Below are 12912 nucleotides of genomic sequence, written 5' to 3'. Positions count from 1 at the left end.
TTGCTTAGATGCTGAAAAAAACCGCAGCTTGCTGCGGTTTTTTTGTATAATGCCGCGTTTTTTTGCACCTGGAGTATAGCTGTGCTGTGGTTATTCCTACATCCACTGGTGAGTTTGTGGTGTTATCTGCAAGCAAAAAAGGCCGGTTTACGCAGTTGGCCCTGGGTATTGCTGGCGCTTTTGACCGGCCCTGTGTCAGTGCCGTTATTTCTGAATCACCGTCGTATGGCGCGCCGGCGGGTGATGGGGCCCGAACTAAACTGGTTCCGGCCATAATCCTGTTGTTTCACACCAGTTGGTCCTGCCAGCGGATCGGTGCGCCGTCCCGCAGCCATAACTGCACGTTGATCTGTTGCTCCGGCATCGCCAGCAGCTGATATAAGCCGGTATGACACAGATCCTGTGCCAGTGCTTGTGGTAAAAATGCCGTGCCATTACTACGCGCCAGCCATTGGCGTAGTAACCTCGGATCGCTGCAGCAAAATGCCAACGGTGCTTTACTGAGCTGCGGTAACCGACCCACCCAATCCAGCCGGCCTTCGGCCTGTGCTGTACTGCCAGCCGGGCCCACAGCAGTCAGCACTATCGTGCGCCACAGGACTGTTTTATATGCGGGATCTGTAATGCTGTCCTGGCTTGCACAGAGCACCACGTCAGACTGCCTGTTACAGGCGGTCGTGGCATCAAGTACCTGTAAATGCACTGCAGTCTCAATATTCACCACTAAGGCTTCCAGTAATTCAGCGGCGAGATATTGCAAGCCCGGTTCGACCGCCACGGTCAATCGCTGTGGCAGGCTGCTTTGTTGCTGTAATTGCGTCCTGGCAGCCTGTAGTGCGCTGATCACGGCTTCGGCATGGGGTAACAGCAGTTCGCCGGCTTCGGTCAACTGGATGTTATTACGGTGGCGACTGAACAATGCCACCCCCAGACTTTGCTCCAGTTGCCGGATGCGAAAGCTGACAGCGGACTGAGTTAAATACAGATTGTCTGCGGCTTTGCCAAAATGACGGGTTTTTTGTACTTCCAGGAAGGTTTTCAGTAGTTCGGTGTCCAAGCATTAACCTTATTATATTTTATGGTCACGATGAAAAACATTTGTTTTACGTGCGGAATTTTGTTTACCATACTCCGCACAGTTTAATTGGGATAGCTTTAGATTCAACGAGATCAGGGGAAAAAAGTGATGCAGCAAAGTTTTGTGGCTAAACGTCGCTTTTTTGATGACCGCAACTTCCCGAAAGGGTTTACCCGGTCAGGGCGCTTCACGTTAGCAGAGGGCAATCTGCTGGAGAAGCACGGTGCATCGATGCAGGAGCTGGAGGAAGGCCAGCGCCAGCCGGTGAACGAAGAAGAGCAACGCTTTTTACAGGTCATGCGCGGTGAAGCCGAAGCGGAAACTGTCTATGAAAAGGCCTGGCTGAAATACAAGCAGCGTATTCAGGAAAAACGTAAGTTTCATACCGTGTTTGGTAAGAAACGTATTGCCGATGGCAGTGACGATTTTTCTTACGTCGAAACAGACAACGATTAACAGAGCCGGAGTAACCGGTCGCAGCAGAAGGATTTTTGTGTGGACGGATTTTTGAAGAGCTTATTAAACCCGGCTGTGCTGGTGTTTTTAATCCCGCTGGCGGGTATCGCGATTGGTGGCCTGAAAATGTGGCTGAATCACCAGGAGCGGATGGAAAAAATCCGTCAGGGCATAGATCCCGACGCACGTCGCGACTGAAGTTGCATCAAAACCTGTGCACTGTATAAAAAAGAGCCTTCCGGCTCTTTTTTTATTTTCGCAATCAATGCCATCAGGTCAATGGGTTCAGATCGAGACCGGCACTGCGGCAAGACGCGGTTTATTCTGCTTCTGGTCCAGCAGGAACTGAGTGAAATCGGCGGCAGACAGCGGCTTGCTGTAAAAATAGCCCTGAATGATTTCGCAGCGCAGTTGCTTCAGTTGCGCCAGTTGCTCGGCTTGTTCCACCCCTTCGGCGACTACTGTCAGACTCAGGTTGTGCGCGATAGTGACGATGGTATCCACCATATTGCGTCCGCGCGCTGTATTCATGTCGTCAATAAAAGCTTTGTCTATTTTCAGTGTATTGAGCGGGAACTGCTTTAAATACGCCAGCGATGAATAACCAGTACCAAAATCGTCCATCGCCAGATGGATACCGCGGGCGCGCAGTTTTTTCATCGTATCAATCGCCATTTTGGGCGATTGCATCACAGTGCCTTCAGTGATTTCGAGCTCGAGGTGATAGGAGGGCAGTTCGGTCTGCTGCAGCACATCGTCTATCTGTTCACACAAATAAGGCAACATAAACTGCTTGACCGACAGGTTGACTGCTACGCGGCCATGAAACAGGCCCTGATCTATCCAGCGTTTCACGTCCAGGCAGGCTTTGCGCAAGACAACTTCACCGATTTCGACAATTTGACCGGTTTCTTCAGATACCGGAATAAATGAAGCAGGACTGATTAAACCGCGTTTGGGTGTGATAAAACGGACCAGCGCTTCCATGCCAACCAGCTGACCACTGAGAATATCCATTTTCGGCTGATAGTACACCGTGAAGAAATCTTCTTTCAGGCCATGGCGGATCAGGTTTTCCAGCTGCAAACGTTTGACTGCCAGTTTGTTCATGCTGTCATTAAAAAACAGGTAGCGGTTCGCGCCATCGCTTTTAGCATGATACATCGCTGTATCGGCATTACGCAGCAACGCTTCGGGATCGCGGCCATCTTCCGGATATAACACAATGCCGATACTGCTGGTCACGGCCAGCTCATGCTGACTAATAAAAAACGGCTGATTAATTTGTTTAATCAGCTCTTTTGCCATGGTAGTGATTGTATGAATGTCGTTGGTGTTTTCCAACAGAATCGCAAATTCGTCGCCACCGAGCCGATAAAGCCGTTCTTTTTGCCGCGTCATCTGACTGAGGCGTTCAGCCAATTTAATTAACAGCGAATCCCCCAGCTGGTGGCCGAGTGAATCGTTGATCTTCTTAAAGTTATCAAGGTCAAACACCAGCAGGGCATGTTTAACTTCCCGCTCTACCAGCCGGCCCAGTTCGGCCGAAAACATCGCCCGGTTTGGCAGGCCCGTCAGGGTGTCAGAATTCGCCAGCCGGCTTAACTCGGCTTCGCGTTTTTTGCGCTCAGAAATGTCAGAGAACACTGCGACAAACTGTGTCAGCACGCCGTGATCGTCGCGGACTATGTCAAAATTGAGCTCAGCCTGGTACACCTCACCATTGATGCGCTGGTCCTGTACTTCGCCTTGCCAGCTACCGGTCGTCTGTAACGTGTGCCCGATATCCTGAACAAACCGGCTTGGGTACATCGCCAAATCAAAGGGCTTTTTAATCACCTGTTCGCGACTTTTTCCGGTGATAGTGCTGAACGAGTGGTTAACTTCCAACACGATAAAATTGGTGTCACAGATCACCACGGCATCAGAGATATTTTCCAGGCAGCGGGCAAACAATTCCAGCCGCTCTTCGGTCTGCTTCAGTAATTGGATATTCTTTAGCGTCCCCGTCATCCGGGTCGCGACGCCTTCAGCATCGGTGGACACGACTTTGCCGCGGTCTAACACCCAGACCCAGCCGCCGTCGGATGCTCTGAGCCGGTACGCAGCTTCAAAATACGGGGTTTCACCGGCAAGGTGTTGATAAAGCTGTTCGGTGACGCGTTCAATATCGCGCGGATGAATTTGTTCCCGATTGGGCGGAAACTGGTTGGTTTCTGGTTTTAATTCAACCGGGTGCTGCCAGGAACTCGAACGATACAAACTGCCGGAGGCAATATTCCAGTCCCACAATTCGTCGCCACTGCCCCATAAAGACAACCGCAGCCGTTCTTCACTTTGTTCCAGACGGCTTTGGTAACGGCGCATTTTCAGAATAGATAGGTGGGCCAATAACAGCGCACCAAAGGAAAATAACAGGATCGATGACAACACATAAGGCATTGCATGGTCCAGATCTACCGCAAAAGCCGGCATGGCAATAAAGGCCGGCAAACACAACAGAGACAGTTTTTTATTATTATTTTTCACACATCTACGCAGCTTTCGGGCATTTTGGGTAACTTATAGAAAATCTCCTGGACTGTCAAAGCCAATCTGTCCGCAGCTCCAGCTCTGCCGCCAGTTCGGCAGTAGTTTTACTGCGCATCAGACTATGCGTTGGCGCCGGCCCGGTCGCCAGAAAAACTGCATCATATTCCGGCGCTAATAATGTGTAACAAAAATCGCAAAAATCGTTGAGACTCAAAGCTGCCAGTTCATCCTGGATCCGTTGTGACAACGAACATTGATAATCACCCTGACCAATCGCCAGCCACAACCGTTTCGCGCGGCTCGCCAGGCTGGTATCACGCTCGCGGATTTGCGCGATCAGGCTGGTTTTAATCTGATCGAACTCTGACAACGGGATCTCTGGCAGTTCTTCCAGAAACTTGCGGTAAAAAATCACTGTGGCGTAATACAAATCAGCGGCAGCCGTTTTAGGAGATTGCACATAAAACGCCATGCCCGGCTTTTGGTTCATCGGCACATAACCGGTCCCGACCAGATAACCTAATTGTTGTTCAGTGCGCAGGGCGTGAAAGTACTCCGGTGAAATCAGGTGATTCGCCAGCATAAATTTAGCCATCGACGCCGCGCTGCGATCTTTGGCCGGCAGATAGATCACCAGTGCCTGGTCGTCATGCTGCAGCTGCTGTTGCAGCCAGACAGGCCCACTGTTTTGCGTACTGTAACTTTGCCGCGGCAGCCGACGACCCGGTGAATCGATTTGCTGCTGCCACTGGCGTAGCATTTTTTCCAGCAGACTGGCATCTGCCGGATGCCAGTTACCTAACATGAAGGCCTCAACATGCACCTGCTGCATGATCTGCTGACAAAAGGTATTGAACTCGGCAAAACTGCTTTGTTCGAGCAATTGTGCCAGCTGCTGCGTTTCGGGGTTCAGAGGTTGTAATAATGACGACAATTGACTGAACAGCTGGCTGATTGGCTTGCCACTAATTTGGCCACGCCAATGTCTGACCAACTGAAATTGCAGTTCGAGAAAACGATCTTCGGCAAAGCTGAAATCACTCAGCTCGGTCAGCAAATCCTGTAATAATGTGATTTGATTGGCAGACAGGCCGCTGCTATGCAAGGTCAGACCATGTTGCTGCACATAGAGGTTGTAACTCAGGCCCGCTGTCGTCGCCGGATAAAATTGCTCGTTAATCCGATCGAGGAATAGCTCCAGCCACAGTTTGGTTAAGGCCAGCTGCGTCAAATTCTGCACAGTATTAGGCAGCGTTAACTGCACGAAAATATGGCCTTTGGGCGAATGAAAGTCAGTGTCGGCTTTAAACCACAACGACAAGTCGGCTGAATTGACCAGTTGTACCGGCTGCGTCTGATGTGCATTCAGCGTAATCAGTTGCAACTGACCCACCAGATAGGGATTGGGGGCGGGCAACTGATATCCAGGTAGCGGTTGTTGTTCGGCCAGACCTGTCAGTAATTCTGCGGACAGTGGCTCGACACTATATGGGGTATGGTACCAGCGTGCCTGCTGACTGACGCTGACTTCTGGCGCGATCAGCATCACACGCAAATTGTCGGCGCGGAAATAACTCAGCAACTGCCGGTACAGTGACTCGGACGGCGTTTCCATCCGATAATCACCAAAAATATAATCGTGTTGCGGATAATGCTGCAGATTCACCGCTAAGTCGCTGGCCAGTTGCAAACTGGCGCGAGGTTCCTGATAGGTGAAGCTCCATTGGATCAGGCGTTGCCGCTCCTGAAATAATTGCAGCGGAAATGGTTGCTGGCGTAACAGCGCAAAAAAAGCAAAGCAGCTTTGCAGGATCAGGTCGCGTTGTGCCATGCCGGCATGGGTCAGTTCAAACGCCAGCGTGAAGTCTTTGTAATTACTGCCATCGATCCCGCCGCCGGCACTCAGTGCGTTGACCAGTCCCTGTTGTTTCAACCCGCTTAATAATGAGCCAGGGCCTTCGTCGCCAATGATATGTGCAAGAAAACTGACGACCTTATATGGGTACCAGGGTTGAATGTCGGGCAAGGCAAAACTAAGCACCAGTCGCTGCGTGGGTTTATGCGGCTGAATATTCAGCTGAATACCCAGATGTTCGCGTTGGTACAGCGGGGCGGTCAGAGCGGTTTTAGCCGGCAAATGCGCCGGTAGTTGCTGAAAATACTGTTCTGCCAGCGCCTGCTGATGTTCGATCGGAAACGCCGACACCAGCACCAGACACATACGGCTGGCACTATATTGTTGCTGATAAAACTGTTGTACCGCTTGTTGTGCGCTTTGATGCGGCCGGTCGTCCAGCGTTTGCAGGTTACCGACCGAAAACTTGGCAAAAGGGTGGTCCGGATTAATCGTTTCTTTGTGCGCCTGGTAAATGCGCCGGCCATCGTCCTTCAGCTTCATCGAAAATTCGGCCTCGATGGCTTGCCGTTCTTTTTGCACCGACGCTTCGGCAAACAGCGGCGCGCCGAGCATATCGGCAAAACGTTCAAGCCCCGCAGCAAAAGCGTCATCTTCGATATCAAAATAAAAACAGCTGTGTTCGGTGCCGGTCCAGGCATTGTGGCTGCCGCCATGCGCGCTGATAAACTGCGCGTAGTCTCCGGGTTCCGGGAATTGCTGCGAACCGAGAAATACCAGGTGCTCGAGGAAATGCGCCAAACCTTCCCGATCAGCCGGATCGTCGAAATGGCCTACATTTACCGACATGGCCGCAGCGCTTTTTTCTGCATCTGCCTGTTCAACGAAAAGCACCCGCAAACCATTATTCAGGGTCAATGCATGATAACGGCGATGGTCGGCTGGGCTTTGTACGAGTTGCGTTTTTTTCAAATCAGGCCTCATTGTCAGGCTAAATGCGACGAGTTATACGGCAGCTCATCATACTATTAAGGAATATAAAGACTTAAATCTATGCTTTATTATCAGTTACTGTCGCAATGAACTTTCATTATCATAGCGCACTCTTTTCGCGTTGGGCGCGAAGTTGTTGATGGTGTATACAATGGTCAATCTGGTTATCATGCGACACGGTGAAGCGGTGGCGCAAAGCAGTCAGGATAGTCAACGGCAACTCAATGCACGAGGTGAAGCCGAAGTCAGTCAGATGGCACAGTGGTTGACTACAGTCTACCCACAGTTTGATTACGTGCTGGCAAGCCCCTATGTGCGAACCCAACAAACCGCAAAGCTGATGTTGGCACAGCAAGGGAACACAACGCAATTGCAGACTTTACCGGAGCTGGTGCCCGATGGCGATTGCCATCAGGTGCAGTTGTATGTCGATGCATTGCTGAGCCAGACACCTGATGCACGGATCCTGCTGGTATCACACATGCCTCTGGTCAGTTTTCTGGTCGAAACCTTCACAAAATCCGGTAACACCCCAATCTTTGACACCGCGTCGTTAGCTTGTATCGATTACAGCACCGGCGGTCATGGTACCTTACTGGAAAAAATTGCGCCGGCTGATTTAAGCCTGCTGCGGACCTGACCCGCTCCAACGTGGATGCCGGCTATTTATCCGGCGTTTTTAACAGCACCAGTAATGCGCCATCCCGGCCCCAATGGGTCGGAGCCGTGTGAAAAGCCCGCACATTTGGATGCTGAATAAGCCAGTTCGGTACACGCCGCGCTAACAAACCACTGCCTTTGCCGTGCACCACACAAGCGCAGTTCAGATGTTCCTGCTGACAATAATCCAATAGCCCTGCCAGTTCATGTTTGGCATCCTGCTGACTCAGTCCATGTAAGTCCAGCACCACGCCGGGCTGAAATTCGCCGCGTTTTAAATTTTTTGCCAGATGCAAATCTTCACCGGGCTGGACATAGCTGACCGTAGCGCCATCAAACTGATAACCTTCGTATTCATCAGAAAAATAGAATAAACTGGCGGCCGGCTGACTTTCAGACGTCTTGATGGCGGATTTTTTCTTGCTGCGTGGCGGGGTCAGCGTTATCTTGTCCTGCGCCATAGGGCGGGCACCCGAGATCGCATCGCGGAACAGCTGAATATCCTGATCGGTTAAAGAGGGCGTTTTTCGCATCGCGCAAGTCTATCCAAAGAGCACACTTAAAGAAATGACTGAACCACAAACTTCACCACTGACCGCGGAATTAATCGACGAAGCGATCACTGATTTACATAGTATTCACGACTGGCTGCGTTTTGCCGTCAGCCAGTTTAATGCCGCGGACCTGTATTTTGGTCATGGCACCGACAATCCGTGGGATGAAGCCGGTATGCTGATGGCATTCACGTTGCATTTGACCCATATTGCCGACCCTGTGCTGTTAACGACACGGCTGACCCGCACCGAAAAACGCCAGTTTGCTGCTTTAGTGCAACAACGGATTGAACGCCGGGTGCCGGCGGCATATCTGACTCAACATGCGTATTTTGCCGAACTGCCATTTTTTGTTGACGAGCGGGTGCTGGTACCACGCTCACCGATCGCTGAGCTGATTAAACAACAATTTTCACGTTGGTTCCCGCACAATCCGCCAGGCCGTATCCTCGATTTATGTACCGGTTCCGGTTGTATCGCTATTGCCTGTGCGCATTATCTGCCTGATGCTGAAGTGGATGCGATTGATATCAGCGAAGATGCTTTAACAGTTGCAGACATCAATATTGACCAACACGGCCTTTATCAGCGTGTCTATCCAATCCTGTCTGATGGTTATGATGCAATCCCAGGCCAGACTTACGATTTAATTGTCACCAATCCACCTTATGTTGATGCCGAAGATATGGCGGATTTGCCGGACGAATTCCGCCATGAACCGGAGCTGGGCCTTGCCTCTGGTGACGACGGTCTGGAATTAACACGGCGTATTCTGGCGGACGCTGCCGCGCATCTGAATGACGATGGCGTGCTGATTTGTGAAGTCGGTAACAGCATGGTCGCGCTGGCGGAGCGGTTTCCACAGGTGCCGTTTGACTGGATTGAATTTGAAAATGGCGGCCATGGTGTGTTTGCGCTGACCAAAGCACAGTTACAGCAATATCAGGCTTTTTTTAAGGAGTAAGCCATGGCCGGCAACAGTATCGGTGAGTTGTTTCGTTTAACCACATTTGGCGAAAGCCATGGCCCGGCCATCGGCGGTATCGTTGATGGTTGTCCGCCTGGACTGGTGCTGGATCTCGACGCTATTCAGCTAGATCTGGACCGGCGCAAGCCTGGGACTTCACGTTATACCACTCAGCGTCGTGAAGATGATGTGGTGAAGATCCTGTCAGGCGTATTTGAGGGTGTCACTACCGGAGCCTCGATTGGCCTGCTGATTGAAAACACCGACCAGCGCTCGCAGGACTATTCGAATATCAAAGATTTGTTCCGGCCAGGTCATGCCGATTATACCTACCATCATAAATACGGTATCCGCGATTATCGCGGCGGTGGTCGTTCTTCAGCGCGGGAAACCGCAGTGCGGGTTGCGGCCGGCGCTATTGCCAAACAGTATTTGAAACAACGGTTTGGTATCGAAGTGCGTGGTTATTTAGCGCAGTTAGGACCGGTCAAAGCGGAAAAGCTCGATTGGGCACAGGTGGCACTAAACGACTTTTTCTGCCCGGATCCGGACAAAATCGAGGCGCTCGACAGCTTCATGCGCGATTTGAAAAAATCCGGTGATTCGGTTGGCGCCCGCGTCAATGTGGTTGCCAGCAATGTGCCGGTAGGCTGGGGCGAACCAGTGTTTGACCGGCTGGATGCCGATATCGCGCATGCGATGATGAGCATCAACGCAGTGAAAGCGGTGGAGATCGGTGATGGTTTTGCCGTAGTGGAACAACAAGGCTCGACGCATCGTGATGCGCTGACGCCGCAAGGCTTCACCGCCAATCACGCCGGTGGCGTGCTGGGAGGTATCTCATCCGGGCAGGACATTCGCGTCAGTATGGCGTTAAAGCCAACGTCCAGTATCAGTATTCCGGGCCAGAGCATTAACACCAGCGGCGAGCCGGTGGAACTGGTGACAAAAGGCCGGCACGACCCTTGTGTTGGGATCCGTGCGGTGCCTATTGCCGAAGCGATGCTGGCGATTGTGTTGATGGACCATTTCCTGCGTCATCATGCGCAGAATCATCAGGTGCAGGTCAGTACACCAGATATCGCGGCCATTGCGCGGCAACAGGCGGAATAGACTCCGCGTGTATTTTAATCAATACAACGGCTGCTCTGTCAGCCGTTGTCGTTGATGCTCTTCAGGAACAGTATGCAACCGACTCAAAGTCTCAGTCTGGCCTATCTGGCATATTTTGCCGTATTGGGCGTGTTTGTGCCGTATATCGGTATTTTTCTCGACCATCGGGGTCTCAATTCGCAACAAATTGGTACCTTGCTTGCCATAGTGACGGCAATGCGGATTGTCGGCCCTAATCTGTGGAGTCTGCTGGCCGCCAAAAGGGGTGATCCGGTCGGCGTGATGCGCCTTGGCGCTGTATTGGCGGCATTCGGCTGGTGCAGTACTTTTGTCGATGCCGGTTATAACATGTTGCTGTTGGGGCTGGCGCTGTACAGCTTGTGCTGGACCGCGATTTTGCCACAACTGGAATCGGCAGCTTTTCACTATCTGAATAACGATACCGGCCGCTACAGTAAAGTGCGCTCCAGCGGCAGTGTCGGCTACATTTTGTTGGTGGTCGGCAGTGGCATGGCGCTGGAACAACTGGGACCGGGCTTTTTACCCGGTGGCGCCTTGTTATTTTTGTTGTTGATGTTGGTGGCGCTGTGGCAATTACCGGCATTTTCGCTAAAGGCCGCCAGCACCGAGGTGGCGATAAAATTTCGCACCCTTTGGCTGCACCGGCCCTTTGTGTTATTTATGTTCGCGGCCTTTTTGCTACAGTTGAGCTTTGCGCCGTTTTATGGCTTTTTTACCTTGTATTGCCGGGATTTAGGCTATAGCGGTACAGCCTCAGGCCTGTTGATTGCATTGGCGGTGGCGGCTGAAGTCGTGGCGTTTTTTTATGCCGGCAAAATTTTGGGCCAGCGTAGTTATACGCTGTTGCTTGGCGCCTGTTATCTGCTGACCGCGCTGCGCTGGGCCGTTGTGGGATGGTTCGGTCATTTGCCTTATGTGCTGGCGGCTTCGATGTTGTTGCATGCATTCAGTTTTGCGGTGGCACATAGCTGCGCTATGCAATTTATTCAGCAATTTTTCCCACCAGCGCAACGTGGCCGAGGTCAGGCGCTGTATGCCGGGTTGATTTATGGTGGTGGCGGCGCGCTTGGCGCATATATTGCTGGCTGGACGTGGCAGGATGGGGCCGGCAGTCAGCTCAGTTTTGGCTGGGCTGCCGGCGCATGTTTAATTGCCTTTCTGCTGGTGCTCGGCCTGCCGCGTATCATCCGGCCGCTCGGCGTCGCTGATGCGGTAACCTAACCAAAAATCCAGCACCTTGTCGAGCAACTTGGCCCGGCGCTGTGGATAGCCAAACATGCCGCTGGAGAAACGGCCTTTTTGATGCACTGCTTTGGCATGGCTGAAGGTTAAAAAGCCTTCTTTGCCGTGATAATGCCCCATGCCGGATGGACCCACGCCGCCAAATGGCAAATCGTCCTGGCCAACATGGACCAGCGTATCGTTAATACAAACACCGCCGGCATGAATTTGCTCGCGGCAGCGTTGTTGCAACTCTTTGTCCTGACTAAACAGGTAAAACGCCAACGGCCGGGGCCGTGCCCGGATAAATTCAATCGCTTCTTTGGTACTGCGATAGCCATAAATTGGCAGTACTGGGCCAAAGATCTCCTGCTGCCATAATGGTGTATCGAGGGGGGCATTGAGGACTAGCTGCAAGTCCATCCGGCGCAGCGGATCATCGGCATTCACTGGCTGCCCACAGGAAATGATCTGGGCACCGGCAGCTGCAGCATCTTGCAAACCTTGTTGCAGGCGTTGCCATTGGCGGGGATTAATCACTGAAGTCCAGTCCGCACTTTGGCAGCCTTGTGGGTACATCTGCTGATAGTGTGCGCGTAACTTTTCGGCAGCCCGTTGTTCTTTGCCAGCCGGAACCAGCAGGTAATCCGGTGCCACGCAAGTCTGGCCGCCATTGGCACATTTACCAAAAATTACCCGATCGGCATAGTCATAAAAGTGGATGTCCGGCCCGATCAATACCGGCGACTTCCCGCCTAGTTCCAGTGTCACAGGCGTCAGATGCTGTGCCGCCGCCTGCATCACATGACGACCAACCGCAGTGGAGCCGGTAAACAGCAGGTGGTCAAATGGTAACTGGCTGAATTCGGCGGCCACCGTGGCATCGCCTTCAATCACCACCACATGCCCAGCCAATGCCGTCTGACAGATTTGTCGCAAGACTTTATTGATTTCTGGCGTAAATTCGGACAATTTCAGCATCACTTTATTGCCCGCACTGATCGCGGCTACCAAAGGACCCAACGCCAGAAATATCGGATAATTCCACGGCACTATAATGCCGACCACTCCCAGTGGCTGGTATTCCACGTGGTTGCTGGCCGGCCAGAACAGCATGCCGACATGGCGCCGTTGTGGCTTCATCCAGCCTTTTAGCCGGCGCAGGCTGTAATCGATACTGTTGATACTGGGCAATACTTCGAGCAGACGTGTCTCAGAGGCGCTGCGTTGACCGAAATCGGCCGCAGCCGCCCGATACAGCTCAGCCTGAGCAGCCAGTAGCTGGATTCGCAATGTTTTCAGACAGAGTTTTCTTGCTGCATACGCAGGGCTTGGATCGTGATAAAAACTTTTGCGCAGTTGCGCGAATTGGGTCTCAAGTAACATCAGGACTGGTCCGGCCAATAAACGAATATTCTCTAATCTACTGGAGCGCAGCAACAAACTCAATCAGATGCTGGGC

At 52.0% G+C, this 12912-nt stretch carries 12 protein-coding genes; 7 read left to right on the top strand and 5 right to left on the bottom strand.

Going from position 1 to position 12912, the window contains the following annotated elements:
- Positions 1-81: 81 nt before the first annotated feature.
- On the top strand, positions 82-276 hold the full coding sequence (locus tag ATY27_RS03850; RefSeq protein ID WP_208931108.1) for a hypothetical protein: 195 nt from the start codon (positions 82-84) through the stop codon (positions 274-276).
- Positions 277-286: 10 nt separating this feature from the next.
- Here the strand turns inward: ATY27_RS03850 and ATY27_RS20055 are convergent, their stop codons facing one another.
- Positions 287-1057: a LysR family transcriptional regulator gene (locus ATY27_RS20055; protein WP_244151307.1), complete on the bottom strand. Its 771-nt coding sequence runs from the start codon at positions 1055-1057 to the stop codon at positions 287-289.
- A gap of 129 nt (positions 1058-1186) precedes the next feature.
- Here ATY27_RS20055 and ATY27_RS03840 point away from each other — a divergent pair, with 129 nt between their 5' ends.
- Positions 1187-1534 (top strand): DUF413 domain-containing protein, encoded by a 348-nt coding sequence (locus ATY27_RS03840; RefSeq protein WP_208931109.1) that lies wholly within the window; start codon positions 1187-1189, stop codon positions 1532-1534.
- A 39-nt stretch (positions 1535-1573) separates the two neighbouring features.
- On the top strand, positions 1574-1732 hold the full coding sequence (locus ATY27_RS03835) for a hypothetical protein (protein WP_208931110.1): 159 nt from the start codon (positions 1574-1576) through the stop codon (positions 1730-1732).
- Between the two features lie 87 nt (positions 1733-1819).
- On the opposite strand, the gene ATY27_RS03830 is transcribed toward ATY27_RS03835, so the two are convergent.
- Positions 1820-4063 (bottom strand): GGDEF and EAL domain-containing protein, encoded by a 2244-nt coding sequence (locus tag ATY27_RS03830; protein ID WP_244151308.1) that lies wholly within the window; start codon positions 4061-4063, stop codon positions 1820-1822.
- A 55-nt stretch (positions 4064-4118) separates the two neighbouring features.
- Positions 4119-6893 (bottom strand): insulinase family protein, encoded by a 2775-nt coding sequence (locus ATY27_RS03825; protein WP_208931111.1) that lies wholly within the window; start codon positions 6891-6893, stop codon positions 4119-4121.
- Positions 6894-7065: 172 nt separating this feature from the next.
- Here ATY27_RS03825 and sixA point away from each other — a divergent pair, with 172 nt between their 5' ends.
- Entirely contained in the window at positions 7066-7554 is a 489-nt protein-coding gene (gene sixA, locus ATY27_RS03820; RefSeq protein WP_208931112.1) for a phosphohistidine phosphatase SixA, read from the top strand.
- A 22-nt stretch (positions 7555-7576) separates the two neighbouring features.
- Here the strand turns inward: sixA and smrB are convergent, their stop codons facing one another.
- Positions 7577-8107: an endonuclease SmrB gene (smrB, locus tag ATY27_RS03815; protein ID WP_208931113.1), complete on the bottom strand. Its 531-nt coding sequence runs from the start codon at positions 8105-8107 to the stop codon at positions 7577-7579.
- 34 nt (positions 8108-8141) lie between these two features.
- Between smrB and prmB the strand changes: the two genes are divergently transcribed.
- The 3 genes from prmB to ATY27_RS03800 all read left to right on the top strand — a co-directional run bounded on the left by prmB (position 8142) and on the right by ATY27_RS03800 (position 11450).
- Entirely contained in the window at positions 8142-9092 is a 951-nt protein-coding gene (prmB, locus tag ATY27_RS03810) for a 50S ribosomal protein L3 N(5)-glutamine methyltransferase (protein WP_208931114.1), read from the top strand.
- A gap of 3 nt (positions 9093-9095) precedes the next feature.
- Positions 9096-10208 carry a chorismate synthase gene (gene aroC / locus ATY27_RS03805; protein ID WP_208931115.1) on the top strand — a complete coding sequence of 371 codons (1113 nt, stop codon included), beginning with the start codon at positions 9096-9098 and terminating at the stop codon, positions 10206-10208.
- Between the two features lie 72 nt (positions 10209-10280).
- Positions 10281-11450, top strand: coding sequence for an MFS transporter (locus ATY27_RS03800; protein ID WP_208931116.1), 1170 nt, complete (start codon positions 10281-10283; stop codon positions 11448-11450).
- Here the strand turns inward: ATY27_RS03800 and ATY27_RS03795 are convergent.
- Complete coding sequence (locus ATY27_RS03795; protein WP_208931117.1) at positions 11376-12836, bottom strand: coniferyl aldehyde dehydrogenase; 1461 nt, start codon at positions 12834-12836, stop codon at positions 11376-11378. The genes ATY27_RS03800 and ATY27_RS03795 overlap by 75 nt on opposite strands.
- Positions 12837-12912: the final 76 nt, after the last annotated feature.

Source organism: Rheinheimera sp. F8, from assembly GCF_001518915.1.
Note: the sequence above shows the minus strand (reverse complement) of the source record. Positions and strands in the feature narration are given on the sequence as shown.

Excerpts from the sequence above, each read along its gene's own strand:
- sixA (WP_208931112.1), top strand. The coding sequence starts at position 7,066 with ATGGTCAATCTGGTTATCATGCGACACGGTGAAGCGGTGGCGCAAAGC.
- ATY27_RS03840 (WP_208931109.1), top strand. The coding sequence starts at position 1,187 with ATGCAGCAAAGTTTTGTGGCTAAACGTCGCTTTTTTGATGACCGCAAC.
- ATY27_RS03800 (WP_208931116.1), top strand. The coding sequence starts at position 10,281 with ATGCAACCGACTCAAAGTCTCAGTCTGGCCTATCTGGCATATTTTGCC.
- prmB (WP_208931114.1), top strand. The coding sequence starts at position 8,142 with ATGACTGAACCACAAACTTCACCACTGACCGCGGAATTAATCGACGAA.
- smrB (WP_208931113.1), bottom strand. The coding sequence starts at position 8,107 with ATGCGAAAAACGCCCTCTTTAACCGATCAGGATATTCAGCTGTTCCGC.
- aroC (WP_208931115.1), top strand. The coding sequence starts at position 9,096 with ATGGCCGGCAACAGTATCGGTGAGTTGTTTCGTTTAACCACATTTGGC.
- ATY27_RS03795 (WP_208931117.1), bottom strand. The coding sequence starts at position 12,836 with ATGTTACTTGAGACCCAATTCGCGCAACTGCGCAAAAGTTTTTATCAC.